The organism is Sphingomonas mesophila, from assembly GCF_003499275.1.
Classification (GTDB): Bacteria; Pseudomonadota; Alphaproteobacteria; order Sphingomonadales; family Sphingomonadaceae; genus Sphingomicrobium; species Sphingomicrobium mesophilum.
In genome coordinates this window covers 431,598-449,225 of sequence record NZ_QWDF01000001.1, presented here as the reverse complement: position 1 = coordinate 449,225, position 17,628 = coordinate 431,598, and the positions used below count along the sequence as shown (strand labels likewise).

Annotated in this window: 18 protein-coding genes; 5 read left to right on the top strand and 13 right to left on the bottom strand. The window is 69.0% G+C overall.

Going from position 1 to position 17,628, the window contains the following annotated elements; genetic code table 11:
• Positions 1–5: 5 nt before the first annotated feature.
• Positions 6–2,054 (bottom strand): prolyl oligopeptidase family serine peptidase, encoded by a 2,049-nt coding sequence (locus D0Z60_RS02290; protein WP_240325509.1) that lies wholly within the window; start codon positions 2,052–2,054, stop codon positions 6–8.
• A gap of 129 nt (positions 2,055–2,183) precedes the next feature.
• Here D0Z60_RS02290 and D0Z60_RS02285 point away from each other — a divergent pair, with 129 nt between their 5' ends.
• The 5 genes from D0Z60_RS02285 (at position 2,184) to D0Z60_RS02265 (ending at position 7,758) form a co-directional block, all read left to right on the top strand.
• The gene (locus D0Z60_RS02285) at positions 2,184–3,944 is read left to right on the top strand and encodes a DUF885 domain-containing protein (protein ID WP_118856669.1); all 1,761 of its coding nucleotides are present in this window, start codon (positions 2,184–2,186) and stop codon (positions 3,942–3,944) included.
• A gap of 97 nt (positions 3,945–4,041) precedes the next feature.
• On the top strand, positions 4,042–6,105 hold the full coding sequence (locus D0Z60_RS02280) for a protein-disulfide reductase DsbD family protein (protein ID WP_118856667.1): 2,064 nt from the start codon (positions 4,042–4,044) through the stop codon (positions 6,103–6,105).
• A 12-nt stretch (positions 6,106–6,117) separates the two neighbouring features.
• Positions 6,118–6,765 carry a redoxin domain-containing protein gene (locus tag D0Z60_RS02275; RefSeq protein ID WP_118856666.1) on the top strand — a complete coding sequence of 216 codons (648 nt, stop codon included), beginning with the start codon at positions 6,118–6,120 and terminating at the stop codon, positions 6,763–6,765.
• A gap of 39 nt (positions 6,766–6,804) precedes the next feature.
• A complete protein-coding gene (locus D0Z60_RS02270; protein ID WP_118858391.1) occupies positions 6,805–7,407 on the top strand; it encodes a redoxin domain-containing protein in 603 nt (200 codons plus the stop codon).
• An 18-nt stretch (positions 7,408–7,425) separates the two neighbouring features.
• Positions 7,426–7,758, top strand: coding sequence for a surface-adhesin E family protein (locus D0Z60_RS02265; protein WP_118856664.1), 333 nt, complete (start codon positions 7,426–7,428; stop codon positions 7,756–7,758).
• 60 nt (positions 7,759–7,818) lie between these two features.
• Here the strand turns inward: D0Z60_RS02265 and D0Z60_RS02260 are convergent, their stop codons facing one another.
• The 12 genes from D0Z60_RS02260 to D0Z60_RS02205 all read right to left on the bottom strand — a co-directional run bounded on the left by D0Z60_RS02260 (position 7,819) and on the right by D0Z60_RS02205 (position 17,524).
• Positions 7,819–8,460 (bottom strand): outer membrane protein, encoded by a 642-nt coding sequence (locus D0Z60_RS02260; protein ID WP_118856662.1) that lies wholly within the window; start codon positions 8,458–8,460, stop codon positions 7,819–7,821.
• A gap of 132 nt (positions 8,461–8,592) precedes the next feature.
• Positions 8,593–9,639: a quinolinate synthase NadA gene (gene nadA, locus D0Z60_RS02255; protein ID WP_118856660.1), complete on the bottom strand. Its 1,047-nt coding sequence runs from the start codon at positions 9,637–9,639 to the stop codon at positions 8,593–8,595.
• Positions 9,636–10,385: a DUF4230 domain-containing protein gene (locus D0Z60_RS02250; protein ID WP_240325508.1), complete on the bottom strand. Its 750-nt coding sequence runs from the start codon at positions 10,383–10,385 to the stop codon at positions 9,636–9,638. The genes nadA and D0Z60_RS02250 overlap by 4 nt, the downstream gene beginning before the upstream one ends.
• A complete protein-coding gene (locus D0Z60_RS02245; RefSeq protein ID WP_240325507.1) occupies positions 10,370–11,218 on the bottom strand; it encodes an MBL fold metallo-hydrolase in 849 nt (282 codons plus the stop codon). Before D0Z60_RS02245 ends, D0Z60_RS02250 begins: the two co-directional genes overlap by 16 nt.
• A gap of 270 nt (positions 11,219–11,488) precedes the next feature.
• Positions 11,489–12,985 (bottom strand): M56 family metallopeptidase, encoded by a 1,497-nt coding sequence (locus D0Z60_RS02240; protein ID WP_118856656.1) that lies wholly within the window; start codon positions 12,983–12,985, stop codon positions 11,489–11,491.
• Positions 12,982–13,353: a BlaI/MecI/CopY family transcriptional regulator gene (locus D0Z60_RS02235; RefSeq protein ID WP_118856655.1), complete on the bottom strand. Its 372-nt coding sequence runs from the start codon at positions 13,351–13,353 to the stop codon at positions 12,982–12,984. Before D0Z60_RS02235 ends, D0Z60_RS02240 begins: the two co-directional genes overlap by 4 nt.
• A gap of 162 nt (positions 13,354–13,515) precedes the next feature.
• Entirely contained in the window at positions 13,516–14,712 is a 1,197-nt protein-coding gene (locus D0Z60_RS02230) for a M56 family metallopeptidase (RefSeq protein ID WP_118856653.1), read from the bottom strand.
• Positions 14,709–15,083 (bottom strand): BlaI/MecI/CopY family transcriptional regulator, encoded by a 375-nt coding sequence (locus D0Z60_RS02225; protein WP_205421023.1) that lies wholly within the window; start codon positions 15,081–15,083, stop codon positions 14,709–14,711. The genes D0Z60_RS02230 and D0Z60_RS02225 overlap by 4 nt, the downstream gene beginning before the upstream one ends.
• A gap of 48 nt (positions 15,084–15,131) precedes the next feature.
• Positions 15,132–16,358 carry a glycosyltransferase gene (locus tag D0Z60_RS02220; RefSeq protein WP_162888036.1) on the bottom strand — a complete coding sequence of 409 codons (1,227 nt, stop codon included), beginning with the start codon at positions 16,356–16,358 and terminating at the stop codon, positions 15,132–15,134.
• Positions 16,359–16,619: 261 nt separating this feature from the next.
• Positions 16,620–16,946, bottom strand: a complete 327-nt coding sequence (gene grxD / locus D0Z60_RS02215; RefSeq protein ID WP_118856647.1) for a Grx4 family monothiol glutaredoxin — start codon at positions 16,944–16,946, stop codon at positions 16,620–16,622.
• Entirely contained in the window at positions 16,943–17,188 is a 246-nt protein-coding gene (locus D0Z60_RS02210) for a BolA family protein (protein WP_118856645.1), read from the bottom strand. The genes grxD and D0Z60_RS02210 overlap by 4 nt, the downstream gene beginning before the upstream one ends.
• A gap of 9 nt (positions 17,189–17,197) precedes the next feature.
• Entirely contained in the window at positions 17,198–17,524 is a 327-nt protein-coding gene (locus D0Z60_RS02205; protein WP_118856643.1) for a DUF1476 domain-containing protein, read from the bottom strand.
• Positions 17,525–17,628: the final 104 nt, after the last annotated feature.

The following is a 17,628-nucleotide window of genomic DNA, read 5'->3' as shown; positions in this document are numbered from 1 at the left end:
GTGTCCTAGCGCGCGCCCGGCAGCTCGCGCTTCAGGAACGCCCACAGCAGCGCCGCGCGCTTGGCGTCCTCCGCCCGATCGGCGCCGACCGAATGGCCGCCTTCCAGGAACTCGTGGTAATAGACCGTACTCCCGGTCGCCTTGAGCTTCGCCGCGCCCTTGCGCGCGTGGCCGGGATGCACCCGGTCGTCCTTGGTCGAAAGGTAGAAGAAGGTCGCCGGATAGCGCACCCCCGGCCGGATGTTCTGGTAGGGCGAGTAGCGGCTCATGAACGCCCAGTCGGCCGGCTTGTCGGGGTCGCCATATTCGTCGATCCACGACGCCCCCGCCGACAGCTTCGAATAGCGCTGCATGTCGAACAATGGTGAGCCGATGATCGCCGCGCGATAGAGGTCGGGATGCTGGGTGATCGCCGCCCCGGTCAGCACCCCGCCGTTCGAGCGTCCGGAGATGGCGATCGAATCCTTGCGCGCGATGCCCCGCGCGATGAGGTCGCGCGCCACCGCTTCCAGATCGTCGAAGCTTGCCTGGCGCTTTTCGCGCAGTGCCGCCTTGTGCCACGCCGGCCCATATTCTCCGCCGCCGCGGATGTTGGCCAGCACATAGGCGCCGCCGTCCTCGGCGAAGAACAAGCCGAGCGGTCCTGAACGATAGGGCTGGCCGGTAAGATAGGTCGGGGTCTGCGCCGCGCGGAACCCGCCATAGGCGTGGATCAGCGCCGGCGCCGCGCCCGCCGATCCCTTCTTGCGGACGATGAAATAGGGCACGCGCGTGCCATCCTTCGACGTCGCGAACAGCTGCGCCACGGTCAGTTGCGACGCATCGAATTGCGCTGGCAGCGCCGCCACCTGGCGCTTCGATCCGTCGGCGCCGACCGCCAGCAAGGCTGTCGGGGTCAACATGCCCTCGACCGCTACAAACGCCATGTCGCCCTTGCCCGACACGGCGCCAAGGCTCAGCGTGCTGTTGGCCGGAAGGTCGAGCGGCGACGCCGTCCACTTGCCCCCCGCGCCGGGCCGCAGCGCAAGCAGCTTGCCCGACACGTCGTCGAGCAATTTGACCCAGAGAACCTTGTCGCTGGCCGATACCTGCTCGATCGATTGCTTGGCGCTCGGCCGCATCACCAGCGTCGGCGCGGCAGACGGCCGGTCGAGCTCGAACGCGACGAGGTCGCCCGGCAGGAAGCTGCCGAGCGGATCGACCAGGCTGACGATCGCGCGCCCGGCGAGCACGTCGCGGAACACCACGCTTTCCGGGATCGGCAGTCGGACCGCCCTGCCGGCGGAATCGAGCAGCGACCATTGCGACTCAAAAAAGCCGGTCCCGCGGCGCACGAACGCCCGCCGCCGTTCGCCGTCCATGATCACCGACCCGCCGACGCTGATGTCGCTTTCGGTCCCTTCGAGCACCGTCGTCGCGGCCGACCACGGCGTGCCGCGCCGCCACATCTTGACGATCCGCGGATAGCCCGACCGGGTCGCCGTCCCCTCGCCCTCGACTCGCGCCACCAGCAGCGCGTCGCGGTTGAGCCAGACCACGTCGCTCTTGCCTTCGGGCACCACGAACCCGCCGTCGACGAACTTGCCCGTCTGGAGGTCGAACTCGCGCACCACGTCGGCGTCGGTCCCGCCCGGCGACAGCGCCACCAGGCAGCGCCTGTACTCCGGCGCCAGGCAGTCGGCGCCGTGCCACACCCAGCTCTTGCCCTCCGCACGCCCAAGCGCATCGACGTCGATGAGCACCCGCCACTCGGGCTTGCCGGCGAGATAGGAATCGAGGCTGGCCATGCGCCACAGCCCGCGCTTGTGATTGGCGTCGACCCAATGGTTGAGCACCTTGTCGCCGATCACCGCGCTCGGAATCGCGATCTGCGCCGGGTCCTGCAAGATCTTCGCCGCCCGCGCCTGCCGCTCGGCAAAGCCCGGCATCGCGGTCAGCACCGCCTCAGTTTCGGCGTTCCACGCCTTGACCTGCTCGAGTGGCTTGGCGCCCTCGATCTCCTCGAGCCACAGATAGGGATCGGTGGCCTGCGCCGCGACTGGGGCGGCGCTCACCAGCGCCAAGGCAACACTAAAAGTCCGCACATCACTCTCCCCGACAAGGCTCGCAGCGGGTTGTGCGGGCCCTTCCGGTCGAGGTCAACGCGGGATTGCGGCGCGCGCCCGCCCCGCTAGGCTGGCGCGATGACCCGCACGCTCCTCCTCGCCGCCACTCTCGCCGCCACCGCGCTCCCCGCCGCCGCTCGCGCGCAAGCGCCCGCTCCAACCGCACCCGCCCCGGCCGGCGCCGCCGACCAGGCCCTCGTCGCACTGCACGAGGGCTTCGCCACCTGGCAGTCGCGCGAATATGGCTCGGTCGAGGACAGCCGCGGCCAGACCGACCAGGCGCACTATCTGCCGCGCGTCGACCCCGCGACGATGGCCCGGCGCGGCGCCCATCTCGCGGGGCTGCTCGCCCAGGCGCGGCGGATCGATCCCGCGGCGCTGTCGCCCGCCCAGCAGGTCAATCGCGCCGTGCTCATCGCCCAGCTCGAAGCGGCGGTCGCCGACATCTCGTTTCGCGATTTCGAGATGCCGGCCAACAGCGACAGCAACTTCTGGACCTACCACGAGGCGCGCGGGCAATTGTCGGACGCCGCCTCCTACAAGCGCTACATCGCCCGGATGCGCGACCTGCCGCGCTTCTTCGACGAGAACATCGCCAACATGCGCGCCGGCCTCAAGCGCCGCTTCACCCCGCCGCGCCTCACCCTTGAAGGCCGCGACAGCTCGATCGCCAACTATATCAAGCCGGTCGCCGACAGCGCCTTCTATTCCAGCTTCAGGGAGTTGCCGGCCAACATCCCCGCCGCCGAGGCCGAGCGGCTTCGCGCCGACGCCCGCGCCGCGATCCAGGGCTCGGTGATTCCGGCCTATCGCAAGCTGCTCGCCTTCTGGCGCGACGAATATGTGCCGGGCGCGCGCACCACCACCGCCGCGCGCGACCTGCCGAACGGCGACGGCTTCTACCGCTCGCAGGTGCGCAAATATACGACGCTCGAATTGACTCCCGAGGAGATCCACCAGGTCGGCCTCAAGGAAGTCGCGCGAATCCAGGCCGAGATGGCCAAGACCATGCGCGCGGCCGGCCACGCCGGCGACTTCGCCAGCTTCCTCAAGTTCCTCAAGAGCGACCCGCGCTTCATCGCCCGAACGCCCGACGAGCTGCTCGGCGTCTCGTCCTATGTCGCCAAGCGGGTCGACGGCAAACTGAAGGACTATTTCGAGCTTCTGCCGCGCCGCCCGTTCACCATCATCCCGGTGCCCGAGGCGCTTGCGCCATTCTACACCGCCGGGCGCGGCGGGCTCGGCTCGTGCCAGATGAACACCTACAATTTGCCGGTCCGCCAGCTCTACAACATCCCCGCGCTGACCCTGCACGAATGCGCTCCGGGCCACGCCTTCCAGGCCGCGCTCGCCGAGGAAGGTCCCGCCCTCCCGCGCTTCCGCCGCAACCTCTATTTCTCCGGCTATGGCGAGGGCTGGGGTCTCTATGTCGAATGGCTCGGCAACGAGATGGGCATCTATCGCAATCCCTACGAGCGGTTCGGCCAGCAGAGCTACGAGATGTGGCGCGCCGCGCGTCTCGTAATCGACACCGGCCTTCACCTCTACGGTTGGGACCGGCAGAAAGCGGTCGACTATCTCGCCGGCCACACCGCTTTGTCGGGTCACGAGGTCGGCACCGAGGTCGACCGCTACATCAGCTGGCCCGGCCAGGCGCTCAGCTACAAGCTCGGCGAAATCACCATCCGCCGCCTACGTGCCGCGGCGGAAAAGGAGCTCGGGTCCAAATTCGACATCCGCAAGTTCCACACCATGATCCTCGGCATCGGCGCAGTCCCGCTGCCGGTCCTCGAAAGCGAAGTGCGCAAGTTCATCGCCGCGAGCCGCCGAGCGCAGTGACGCCGGCGGGGTCTGCCCCAACCGCCGTTCGTCCCTTCGTCGAACCGTGACCTTCGGCCTATGGCAAGCGCGCCTTGGCCGTGGCACATCGCCGCCCATGGCACATGGCTTTGTCCCGACGCTGCGCTTGATGATGCTGTGGCTGGCGCTCGTCACGCTCGCCGGCGGCGCCCGCGCGCAGCTGCCGCAGCCCGGCAAGAATGCGATCGCCGCCAGCCTCGTGCCGGAATCGCGCATCGTCGTTCCGGGCAAGACCGCGACCCTCGCGCTGGTGATGAAACCCAAGCCCGGCTGGCACGGCTATTGGAAGAACCCCGGCGACAGCGGAATCGAAACGCAGATCGCCTGGACCGTGCCCGCCGGCCTCACCGCCGGCCCGATCCAGTACCCCGTCCCCGATCGCCTGCTCGTCGCCGGGCTGATGAACTATGTCTACAAGGGCGACTATGCCCAGCTGATCGACGTCGCGGTGCCCGCCGGCGTCGCCCCCGGCACCCGCCTGCCGCTCCGCGCCACAGTGGATTACCTCGCCTGTACCGAGGAAGTGTGCGTTCCCGAGACCGCCACGGTCGCGCTCGAGCTCGAGGCCGGGTCCGCCGCCAGCCCCGACCGCGCCCGCTTCGACCAGTACCGCGCCGCCATGCCGCGCCCGCTCGGCAGCCCGGCCCGGTTCGAGCTCAAGGACGGCCGCTTCCGACTCGCCATCCCGCTGCCCGCCAGCATCGCGCTCGACGAGCCCTATTTCTTCCCGCTGACCGACGGCGCGCTCGATTATTCGAAGCCGCAGAGCGTCAGCCGCTCGGGCGACAATCTCATCGTCGAAACCGCCGCCCCGGCCGGCGCCCAGCCCCTCTCGTCGGTCGAAGGGGTGATGAAGCTCAACGAGGACCTCGGCCTGTCGCTCACCGCCGCGCCCGGCGCGGTCCCGGCCGACGGCCAGCCGCTGTCCGCCAACGCCTCCGGAGTCACCGTGGCAACAGTCCTCGCCGCGCTGCTCGGCGCGATCGTCGGCGGGCTCTTGCTCAACATCATGCCGTGCGTCTTCCCGATCCTCAGCCTCAAGGCGCTCAGCATTGCCAAGGCCGGCGGCGACGAGCGGTCGGTCAAGCGCGAGGCGCTGGCCTACACCGCCGGAGCGGTGCTCGTCTGCCTCGCGCTCGGCGCGGCCCTCCTCGCCCTGCGCGCCGGCGGAGCCGCGGCCGGCTGGGCGTTCCAGCTCCAGGATCCGCGCGTGATCCTCGTGCTGCTGCTGCTCATCACCGCCGTCGCGCTCAATCTCGCCGGCCTGTTCGAGCTGCCCGCGATCACCGCCGGCGGCCGGCTTGCCGAGCGTGGCGGCATTGCCGGCGCATTCTGGACCGGGGCGCTCGCGGCGTTCGTCGCCACGCCGTGCACCGGTCCGTTCATGGGCGCCGCGCTCGGCGCCGCGCTGGTGCTTCCGGCAGCGCTCGCGTTGGCGATCTTCGCCGGCCTCGGCTTCGGCCTTGCCTTGCCGTTCCTGCTGCTCGGCTTCATCCCCGCGCTTCGCCGCCGCCTGCCCCGGCCCGGCCCGTGGATGGGCCGCCTGCGCCGGGTCCTGTCCGTGCCGATGTTCCTCACCGCGCTCGCGCTGGCGTGGATCCTCGGCCGCCAGGCCGGAGTCGACGGGATGGCGCTGGGCCTCGCCGCAACCCTCTTCCTCGCGCTTGCCCTGTGGTGGGTCGGCAGCCGCCAGGACCGTCCCCGCGCATGGCTGCCGCTGATCCCCGCGGCGCTCGCCGCCGCCGCCGTCATCGCCGTGGTCCCGACCGCCGCCACCGCGCCCCAGGCCGCGCCGACCGCAGCGCTCGCCGCCGAGCCGTTCAGCGAGGCCCGCCTCGCCGCGCTGCAGCAGGAAAACCGGCCGGTGTTCGTCTATTTCACCGCCGACTGGTGCATCACCTGCAAGGTCAACGAAAAGGGCGCCCTCCAGAGCGCGTCGGTCGAAAAGGCGTTCAAGGACAAGAACGTCGCCGTGCTGGTCGGCGACTGGACCCGCGGCGACGCCGCGATCGGCCGCTTCCTTGCCAGCCACGGCCGCTCGGGCGTGCCGCTCTACCTCGTCTATCGCCCCGGCCAGCCGGTCGAGATTCTGCCCCAGTTGCTCACCACCGGAATGCTGATCTCCGCAATCGCTCGATAAGGGACTGTACGCATGAACAAGAAGCTCGTCGCCGGAGCCGCCGTCCTCCTCCTCGCCGCCGGCGCCTTCGCGATCCCCAGGGCGATCACCTATTTCGACGAGCCGGACGTCCAGCTGGTCGACCTCGCGGTCGGCGGCGCGGCGCCTGACTTCACCCTCGCCGACGCCACCGGCCGCCAGGTCTCGCTCGCCCAATTCCGCGGCAAGCCGGTCGTCCTCGAATGGAATAATCCCGGCTGCCCGTTCGTGAAGAAGCAATATGGCAGCGGCGCGATGCAGCGCGCCCATGCCGCTGCCGCGCGTGACGGCGTCGTGTGGCTCAGCGTCAACAGCTCGGCGCCCGGCAAGCAGGGCCATATGGACGCCGAAGAAGCGCGCGAGTTCATCGCCGAATCCGGTGCCCGCCCAGCCGCCTATCTGCTCGACCCTCAAGGCGCCGTCGGCCGCACCTACGGCGCGCGTACCACCCCGCACATGTTCGTCGTCGATCCGTCGGGCAAGCTTGCCTACGCCGGTGCGATCGACAGCAGCGGGGGGTCGGACAATCCCGCCGCCCCGGTCCGCAATCACGTCCTTGCAGCGCTCGCCGAAGTCCGCGCCGGCAAGGCCGTGTCGGTGCCGACCAGCCGCCCGTTCGGCTGCTCGGTCAAATATGGCTGATCTCGCCCCCCACCTCGCCAAGCCAGAAAGGAACAGATGATGAAATCTCTTCTCCCCGGGTTCGCAGTCCTCGCCCTCCTCGCCGCTCCGGTCTCCGCCGCCGCGGTCGGAAGCCAGGCGCCCAACTTCAAGGCGGCCGACGTCAACGGCAAGCCGGTCAGCCTGTCCCAATATCGCGGCAAGACCGTGGTGCTCGAATGGAACAACCCCGAATGCCCGTTCGTGAAAAAGCACTACAACAGCGGCAACATGCAGAAGACCCAGGCTGCAGCGCTGCGCGACGGCGTGGTGTGGCTGTCGATCAATTCCGGCGGTCCGGGCAAGCAGGGCCATGTCGACGGCGCGGCCGCCAAGGCGCATCTCGCCAAGGCCGGTGCCAAGCCGACCGCCTATCTGCTCGACCCGCGCGGAGTGGTCGGCAAGACCTATGCCGCCAAGACCACGCCGCACATGTTCATCGTCGATAAGGGCGGCACCATCGTCTACGCCGGCGGGATCGACGACAAGCCGACCCCCAACCCGGCCGATGTCAACGGCGCGCGCAACCACGTGCTCGCCGCGCTTGCCGAGATCAAGGCCGGCAAGCCGGTGTCGCAAAAGACCACCCGGCCCTATGGCTGCGCGGTCAAGTACAGCGACTGATCAACCCACGGACCTTCCGTGCTTGTCCTGCCTCTCCTTTTCGCCGTCGCTGCCCAGCCCGAGCGCTGGGTAGCGATCGGCGCGGAGTCGAATGAGTTCATCGACCGCGAGAGCGTCGCGCGGAACGGCGCGCGCGTCACCTTCTGGACGCGCCGGGAATTTCCATCACAGCAGCGCACGCGGTGGCACGAGCTTGAGTTCGATTGCTCGGCGCGGCGGCACACCCTGCTCGATTACGTCGAGGACGATGCTGGGGTCGTGTCGCACAATTTCGACCGCCCGCACCGCGGCCCGGCGCCGATTGTCGCCGGCTCGCAGGAGGAGCGGATGTTCGCCATCGTCTGCCGCTGACGCCCTGCCACCCGCGAATGACGGGACGGGCGGCCTCGCGACCGCCCGCCCCGTTTGACTTTAGAACCGCAGTCCGAACCCGAACAGGATCTGGTCGCGGTGGCTGTCGACGTTGATGTCGACGCCGTCTTCCGAATTGTCGTAATCGTCGTAGTTGGTGCGGACATATTCGGCGCGGACGTAACCGTTGGTGCTGACCGCGAGCTCGCCGCCGACGCCGAAGTGGAAACCGTCGCGGTTGGCCTTGTCCGAATAGTCGAAGTCGTCGTCCAGGAAGTCGTCGTAGGTCGCCTTCAGCTGGCCGTTGCTGTAGCCGCCCTTGACGTAAAGCATCGCGTTGGGCGTGACCGCCGCGCCGAGGCGGCCGCCGAGCGTGAAGTTGCGGCCGAGCTTGAGGCACGCCTCGTCGTCTCCGTAAAGCTCGCCGCAGTCCTTGGTCGTCGCGCCCTCGATGCCGGCATAGACGCCGGCGATGAGCGCGGTGCCGATCTTGGCGTCATAGCCGATCTCGGCGCCGATGTTGAAACCGGTGTCGCTGCCGTCGTCCGAGAACTCGTCCTCGCCGTCGTCATACGCGACGTCGATCGTGGTCTTGTCCCAGCCGCCGCGAAGCTCAGCGCGCGGGCCGGCGAAGTCGGCCGCGAAAGCAGGCGACGTCAAAAGTGTCGCCGCGCCGAGCGCGACGAGAAGCTTGGTACGCATGAATACCCCCCAAAAGGTGTGTTGTTACGCACGCCGGACGGCGCGCCGCGCCGCTCTAGCCGCCTCGTTACGCAGCGCAATATATCGCGTCAGGATAATCGGCCCGAATTCGACGAATCGCCGAACGGCGGACTATTCGCCGCTGACCTGCGGCCCGCTCAGCGTGCCAGCGTCGAGCTCGTCGCCCTTCAGCTTGGGCCGCCCGACATCGCCGCCGCCGACCGTGTGCCCGGCCATGTCGAGCATCCGCTGCAGCGGCACCCGCGCCTTCGCCATCACCTCGTCCGATAGCTCGATCCGCGGCTCGAGGTCGCGCAGCGCGACATACAGTTTCTCAAGCGTGTTCAGGGCCATGTACGGGCACATGTTGCAATTGCAGTTGCCGTCGCCGCCCGGCACGCCGATGAAAATCTTGCCCGGCGCGGCCTTTTCCATCTGGTGAATGATGTGCGGCTCGGTCGCGACCAAGATCGTGCTGTGCGGGCTCTCGATCGCGAACTTCAGAATCGCGCTGGTCGATCCGACCATGTCGCTATGGTCGATGATGTGCGGCGGGCATTCGGGATGCGCCGCCACCGGAGCGCCGGGATGCTCGGCCTTCAATTTCAACAGCTCGGTTTCCGAAAACGCCTGGTGGACGATGCAGATGCCCGGCCACAGCAGCATCTCGCGCCCGAACTTGCGCGCAAGATAGCCGCCCAGGTGCCGGTCCGGCCCGAAGATGATCTTCTGGTCCGCCGGAATCTGCGACAATATCGCTTCCGCCGACGACGAGGTGACGATGATGTCGCTGAGCGCTTTTACCTCCGCCGAACAGTTGATGTAGGTCAGCGCGATATGGTCCGGGTGCTTGGCCCGGAATGCCGCGAACTGGTCGGGCGGGCAGCTGTCTTCCAGGCTGCAGCCGGCCTCCATGTCGGGGAGCACGACGATCTTCTCCGGCGACAGGATCTTCGCCGTCTCGGCCATGAACCGCACCCCGCAGAACGCGATCACCTCCGCGTCCGTCGCCGCCGCCTTGCGCGACAGATCGAGGCTGTCGCCGACGAAATCGGCGAGGTCCTGGATCTCCGGCTTCTGGTAGTAATGCGCCAGGATGACGGCGTTGCGCTCGGTCTTGAGCCGGGCGATTTCCGCGAGCAGATCGACGCCCCGAAGCGATTGAGTTTGAACGCTCACCGTGTCTCCCCGCGGCGCCGCGCCGCTTCCTCCAGCACTTCGTTATACGAGCGGCTGTGATCAAGATATTCGGGCAAACCTTTTTTCGCCTCGTGGCCATAGCGCGCGACCACCCGCGCGCCCGCGATCCCCGCCGCCTGGAGCGGCAGCGCGAAGCTCTGCTCGACCGCCCGCCGCCCGGCCTCGCGCGCCAGCCCCATCGGCACCGCGCCCGACGCCTGCTTGCGCAAGTCCGCCACCGCCCGCGCGCGATTGGCGCGGTCGAGCGTCGCATTGGCGTCGGTCACCGCGCCGAGCACCCCGCCCTCGCCATATTCGCGCGCCGCCGCGAGATCGACCTCCGGCCCGGCGATCTCGACATCGGGCAGCGTCACCTCGAGCGTGTTCGCGCCCGAATCCCAGCGCACGTCGTCCGGCCCGAGCTTCGACAGGTCGAGCTCGTAGCGCACGTCGCCCGGCAGGATCAGGGTCCGCTCGGTGCGCACCAGCCCGCCGAGCCGCTCCTGCCGGCTCGAGGTCACCGACACGTAGCGCGCGACGAACGGCACCAGCCGGTTCTGCGCGCGCATCGATTGCAGCGCGCTCGATGCCACCGTCTCCGGGTCCGGCCCGCCGCCCAGCAGCCAGCCGCCGATCTTCGACGCGCCGCCCGCGAGCAGCCCGAGCAGCAGCGCCGCCGCGACCATCGCCGCGATCACCGGCGCCGGAATGCGCCGCGCGCGCCTGGGGGTCAAAGGGTCGTCCATCGCTCGTCCACGCATTGAACGAGCCCGCGCCGCTCAAGGTCCACCAGATGCGCGCTGACCGATCCGCCGGCCGCCGGGACCAGCCGCGGGTCGAGCCCCGGATAGGCCGCGGCGACGATCCCCGGAACCTCGGCCACCCCTTCCCCCACCAGCCGCAGGATCTGCCGCGCGCGCTGCATGCGGTGGCCGATCAAACCGCGCAGATATTGCGCCGGCTTGGTCACCGCCGGGCCATGCGCGGGCAGGAACAGCCGGTCGTCGCGCGCCCGCAGTTTCTCGAGGCTCGCCATATAGGCGCCCATGTCGCCGTCGGGCGGCACCACCACGGTGGTCGACCACCCCATCACATGGTCGCCGGTGAACAAGATGTCGCCATAGGCGAAGCACAGGTGGTTCGACGTGTGCCCCGGTGTCGCCACCGCGACCAGCTCCGCCCCGCCGCCAAGCGCGATCGCATCGCCGTCGCCGAGCACCCGGTCGGGCGCATAGTCGCCGTCGAACGCCGCGTCCGCGCGCGGCCCCGCCGCTGCCAGGCTGAGCGCCGCGCAGCCGACGATCGGCGCCCCGGTCGCGGCCTTGAGCAGCGCCGCCGCCGGCGAATGGTCGCGGTGGGTATGCGTGCAGGCAATCGCCGCGATCGGCCGCCCGCCCGCAGCCATGACGATCGCTTCGACATGATCGGCGTCGTCCGGCCCCGGATCGATCACCACCAGCGCATCGTCGCCGACCAGGAAGGTCTGCGTACCGGTAAAGGTGAACGGCGAAGGGTTGCGCGCCAGCACCCGCACCACTCCCGGCGCGGCCGTTTCCGGCAAGGCATAAGGCGCATCCACACCAACCCCTTGCCGCGCCGACGGAATGAAGTCGAGGTTGCGGCGCCGGTGGTTTCCCCGCTTAGTCGCCCCAGCGAAGGCTGGGGCCCATGCCGTGCGATCACGCGCGCTGGCACGGCATGGATGCCAGCCTTCACCCATCATTGGGTGAAGTTTATCCTGAGCGACGCCGCAGGCGACGTCGAAGGGCTGGCATGACGAAGCTGAGAAGCTTTACCGCACCTTCTTTCTCACCCGCGCGACCTCCCCCAAGGGGGAGGCGCTTGACCTCTACCGCCGCGCCTTGCGTTCCGCCCGGGCCAGCTCGGCCTCGGCATGGCGCAGTCCGTCCTCGGCCGCCCGCAGGCTCGCGGCGATGGTCTGCTCGTCGACCGCCGCCAGCGCCCGGCTGGTGATCGCCGCGATATCCATGCCGTTGACCGCGTTGAGGCTGGCGCGGACCTGCGCCTTGATCATTTCCGGGTCCTGGCCGGCGCGGCGCAATTCGGCCGAATTGGCGTCGATCTCGCGCACCGCCGCCTCGACCTCGATCCGCGCCTGGGCCAGCTCGCGCTGCATCTCGACGCGGTCGATCTTCGCCTCGGCCAGCGCTTCGCGGACGTCGCGCCGGACCTCGTCCATGTCGACCTTGGCCAGCTCGGCGCGCGCTTGCGCCAGCGATTGCCGGACCTCGGCGCGTTCCTCGGGGCTGAGATCCTCCCAGCGCTTCTCGTCACCGTCGAAATGCATGCGCACCTCCTTGTCCGCGCGTGGCGTCACCGGGGCAGTCGCAGCGACCGGCCCACTGGCCGCAACCGGAGCGAGCGGAGCCACCGCGGCGATCCTGGGGGTCGCTGCAGCCGGAGCGACCGGCGCGGCGACCTCGACGTAGCGGGTCGCCCAGCTCGCGGTCAGCGGCAAGGCCGCAGCGGCGGTGAGCGCGACCAGCGCCCTGCCGGCGCGGCGGCGACCCATTCCAGCACTGGTCAGCATCATCTTCAGTCTCCTTGTGAGGGTTTTCGGCCGGTCGAGCGCGCCGGCGAACAGCAGCGCCCGGCCCGACGCAGCCTTGGCGATCGTTTCACCGTAGAGCGCGCGTTCCGCCGTGCCGGCCCTGTCCAGCACGCGCGCATCGCACGCCGCCTCCTGGTCGAAGCGGAACGCCGCATGCGCTGCCCATGCCAGCGGATTGAACCACATCAGGCTCAGCAGCCCATAGGCCAGGTGGTTGGCGACGAGGTCGCCCGAGCGGTGGTGGCTCAGTTCATGGTCGAGCGCCAACCGCCGCTGCGCCGCCGAGAAGCGCTCGTCGAAGTCGATCGGAAGTGCGATCACCCGGTCGAACAGGCCGAACGCCAGAGGCCCGCCGACCGCCGCGCTGCGCACGATCCGGATACCCTCGAGGCAGGCAAGCTGGACCGCCTCGGCAAGCACCGCGCGGCGCTGCCGGCGATAGATGAGTCCGGCGCGGATCAGCATGACCGCTGCGCCCGCCAGCCACAGGGCGAGGAGGATCGCGCCCCAATCGGTGGGCGTCTCCGTCGCGGCGATCGGCGGCAGCGCGCTTGCCGTCATCGCGGACGTCGGCACAGTCAGCACCGCCTCGGGCGTTGCGACCCGCTCGACCGTGGTGGTCAGCGTCGGCATCGCCAGCCGTGCCGCGGGGATCAGCCACAGGGCGTAGGCGCAGCCGGCTCCGAACTGTCGCCGGACCGGCTCTCGAACGACCAGCACGAACGCCATCAGCAGGGTCGTCGCGACCAGCGTGTCGACCAGCCATGCGCTCATCGCCGCAACTCCTTGAGCAGCTTTTCGATTGCCGCGATGTCGGCATCGTCGAGCGCTTCCTCGTCCGCCAGATGAGCGAACAGCGGTGACAATCTACCCCCGAACAGGCGATCGACGAAGCGCCGCGATTCGTCGGCAACGAGCGGCTCGCGGGCAATTGCGGGAGCATAGAGGAAGCGGCGTCCGTCCTTGCGCGGCGCGACCGCTTTCTTGGCGAGCAGCCGCGACAGCAGGCTTTTGACCGTCGCCAGCGTCCACTCGCGCTCGGCTGGAACGCGCGCCGCGATGTCGGTCGCGGTCAGCGCGCCGGGCGCCGACCACAGCACCTCCATCACTGCCCACTCCGCTTCGCTAAGCCGCGCGTCCACACCATCCTCACGAGTCGATTACGCATGTAATCATATTCGATTACAATTGTAAACAGTCGCGGCCCGCCCGCCCCTCTCCCTGAGGAAAATCGCGCTTTCCGCAGGCGAAAAAAAGGCGCCCGTGACCACAGCCACGGACGCCCTTCCCTCGCGTCGAGGAAGTTACTGCCCGCGCAGCTCCGCGATCTTGGCGCGCAGCTTGGCGCTCAGGTCGGCCTTGATCGCCGGGTTCATGTCGCTGTTCTTCTCCATGTCGGACAGCGCCCGCTCCAGTCCGGCCGCGACTTCGGCATTGCCGCCGCCCTTCGAACAGATGACGATCTTGGCCGCTTCCTTCTTGTCCGCGGTCCCGGTCGGTGCCGCTTCGACGGTCGTCTTCTGGCCGGGGCATTCCAGCTTGCGATCGCCGTCGAGCTCGACCCGCTGGCCCTTGTCGTTGGTGATCACCACGCGCTTTTCGGTGACGGTCTTGGTGTTCGACTCCTCGGCCGCGGCTGGACCTGCCAGGGCCATTCCGCCCGCCGCCAGGGTGAGCGCGAGACCGAAGCCGGCAATCTGGCGAATGCGCCCCTTGTCGTTGTTCAACATGATCAATCGTCCTTTCAGTTCGTCGAGGGAGGTGAGGGCGCACAGCGAACGCGGGATCGGCCGCGCCGCGCTGCGCAGGATGGTCTCGCCATAGCTACGCGGGTCACAGGCGCCGGGCGTCGCGAGCACGCTCCGGTCGCAGGCCGATTCCATGTCGCGGCGGAACGCGCCCAGTGCGACATAGGTCAGCGGGTTGAACCACAGCGCCGCCGCTCCGAGCAGCGCCGCGGCGCTCGCCCACAGATCGCCGCGGCGGTGGTGGAGCCATTCGTGAAGCAGGGCGACGCGCTGCTGCTCGGGCGTGAAGCGGGCCTCGAAATCGGCCGGAAGCAGGATCAGCCGGTGGACCAAGCCGGTCGCCGCCGGCCCGTCGACCGCCGGGGTGATGACGATGTCGCATGCGATGCCTTCCGCTTGATAGGGCCGCCCCGCCGCAAGCGCCCGGCGTAGGAACAACCAGTGGCGAGCGACTTGCACCGCCACGAACAGCGCTGCACCCGCCAGCCATACGGCCAGCCAATCGATCGCTCCGGGCTGGCCTGCTGCAGCGGCCGCGACCGGTTTGATAGACAGCATCCAGTTTGCCGCATCGCCCGGCGCGACCGCGGACTGCCACGCGGGCAGTGGCGGCATCACCAGCCGAAGCGCCGGCGCGAACCACAGCGCATAGGCCGCGCGGGCGCCGAAATGCCGCGCCACTGGAGTCCGGATAGCGAGGACCAGCGCGACCAGCAGCGAGGCGCCGATCAGGTTTGTCGCCAGCGCGCTCATTTGCGCAGTCCCCGTACCAGCTTTTCGAGCTCGGCGAGATCCTCGTCGCTGAGGTCGCGGCTGGCGGCGAGTTGGGCGACCAGCGGCGACAGCCGGCCGCCGAACAGTCGGTCGACCAGCCGGCCGGCCTGGTCCGCCGCCACCGACTCGCGGCCGATCGCCGGCGCGTAGAGGAACCGCCGGCCCTGCGCCGTCGTCCTGAGCGCGCCTTTCTCGACCAGCCGGCTGAGCATCGTCTTGACCGTCGTCGGCGACCAGTCGCGATCGGCCGGCGCGGCGGCGATGATCTCGCTCGCGGCGAGCGGCGAGCGGCCCCACAGGATCGCCATCAACTCGAGCTCGGCGTCCGACAATTTCATTGCGCTGGTCATACGACTACATTTGTAGTCGAGTCGCTGAACCGCCGATGAACGTGCCGCTCAGGCCTCGGCGAGCACCCCGTTCGATGAAACCACTGCACCGTCCACTCGCCGCCCCGCCCGTCGGAAGGCGAGCGGGTAGAGATGGCCGAACAACCGCTCCATGCTGCGGTCCCAGCCATAGTGCCGCGCCCGGTCGATCGCCGCCGCGCGCATCGCCTGATGGTCGCCGCCGAGCACTTCGACGATGTTCGCCGCCATCGCCGCGGCATCGTCGACCGGCCCCAACCGACCGGTCGAGCGATCAACCCGGTCGACCATCGCTCCCGCGGCGACTCCGACTACCGGCAACCCCGAGGCCTGCGCCTCGATGATCGAGATGCCGAACGTCTCGTCGGCCATGCCCGACACATAGAGGTCCGCGCTGGCCAGGAGTCGCGCCAGCAGGTCGCGGTCGCCGACGTAGCCGAGCGCATGAATGCGCGGATCGCCGAGCGCCTGGATCTCGCTGCGCAGCGGCCCGTCGCCGGCCAGCACCAGCCGCGCGCCGAGCGCCTCGGGCAGCTGGCGGAACGCCTCGACCACCACATTGGCGCGCTTCTCGCGGTCGATCCGCCCGGCATAAACCAGCAGCGGCGTCCCCGGCCCGGCCCCGAACGCCGAGCGCATCGCCGGGTCGCGCCGCTCGGGGGTGAACTCGCCGAGCTCGACTCCCAGCGGCACCACCTCGGGCTCGAGTCCCAGCTCGCGCAGCTTGGCCGCGCCGCCATTCTCGCTCATCGCGTAAAGCGCGTCGAACCGCCGGTAGAGGCCCCCGCAATAGCGGTAACACAGTCGCGACGCCGCCCCGGCAAGCGCCGGCCCGACGAACTTGCGGAACGGCCGCTCGACATAGACCACCGGAAAATCGGTGCAGTAGGCCGCCACCAACGCGGTCCCCGGATTGGCCCGCGCATGCGCGATCGCCGCCCACGGCAGATTATAGGCGTCCTGGCATTCGATCAGGTCGGGCCGGAATCGCTCCAGCACGCGGCGCACCGCCCCGTTGCGCAGCATCAGCCGGTAGTTCGGGCTTCCCGGAACCCGCGGCGAGGCGATCGTCGCGGTAATCGTCCGCCCCTCCTCGACCACGCTGTCCTCGGCCCCGGGCACGATCAGCAGATGGCGGTGCGGGGTCTCGGCAAGGATGTGCCGCCGCTTGTGGCGAAGATACGTGCCGACACCGCCGCCGACCGCCGACCAGCTCTGCGTCAGGTCGCACAGCAGGCGGCCGTCGCGTGATTGCATCGGACAAGGCGGGTCGTGGCGGCTCATCGCAATCCTTCAACCCGCGGGCGCCGCGATTGTGCCCGGCGACGAGCCGCCGAAAACTGTCGGAAAGTTTGACACCTACCGCGCCCGCGCAAAGCCGCCCCCGCGCGAAATTCACGCAAATCCGCGACTTTTCGCAATTGGCACGTCGATTGCATCATGGATTGCGTCCACTTGGTTCCACAAACCAAACCAAAGGGCGGCCGCGGTCATCTGGTCCCGCGGCCGCCCTTTTCCTTATCCCTCGGCCTTGGCCATCCCGGCGACCATCTGCTGCAGCTCGCCGCTCTCGAACATCTCCATCATGATGTCGCTGCCGCCGACGAATTCGCCGCCGACATAGAGCTGCGGAATGGTTGGCCAGTCCGAATAGCCCTTGATCCCCTGGCGGATGTCCTGGTCCTGGAGCACGTCGACGGTGTCATATCTGACCCCGAGATGGTCGAGGATGGCGATCGCCCGGCTCGAAAAGCCGCATTGCGGGAACAGCGGGCTGCCCTTCATGAACAGGACCACGTCGTGGCCCTTGACGATGCCGTCGATCCGGCTGGCGGTGTCGCTCACTGATGATCTCCTGAAGGAACGGCGGTCTCGAGCTGCAGCGCGTGCAGCTCATTGCCCATCCGTCCGCCGAGCGCGGCATAGACCGCCTGGTGCTGGCGGACCCGGCTCATCCCGGCAAACTGCGCCGAGACGACCCGCGCCGCATAATGGTCGCCGTCGCCGGCAAGGTCGCGGATTTCGATCCGCGCGTCGGGAAAGGCGGCGAGGATCAACGCCTCGATCTCGCTTGCCGCCATCGCCACCGCTTAGGCCTAGTTCGCCTGTTCGATAATCTGGCGGCGCGCCTCGACCGTCTTGTGCTCGAGCGCCTCGCGGATCGCCGCCTCGTCGCACTCGACCCCGGCCGCGGTGAGGTCGCCCAGCACCTTGCGGATCACGTCCTCGTCGCCGGCCTCCTCGAAGTCGGCGCGCACGACGTCCTTGGCATAGCTCTCTGCCTCGGCGTCGGTCAGCCCCATCTTGCCCGCCGCCCACTGGCCGAGCAGCTTGTTGCGGCGGGCGAGGATGCGAAACTGCATCTCCTCGTCGCGCGCATATTTGGTCTCGAAGGCGCGCTCGCGGTCGTCGAATTGGGACATTGCAAAACCTCTGCTGTGCTTCGCGCGGTGAGATAGGCGCGCGCGGCCCATCCGTCCAGCATGGCCTCAAACCCGCTAAGCTTGCGAACGACCGCCCACAGGCG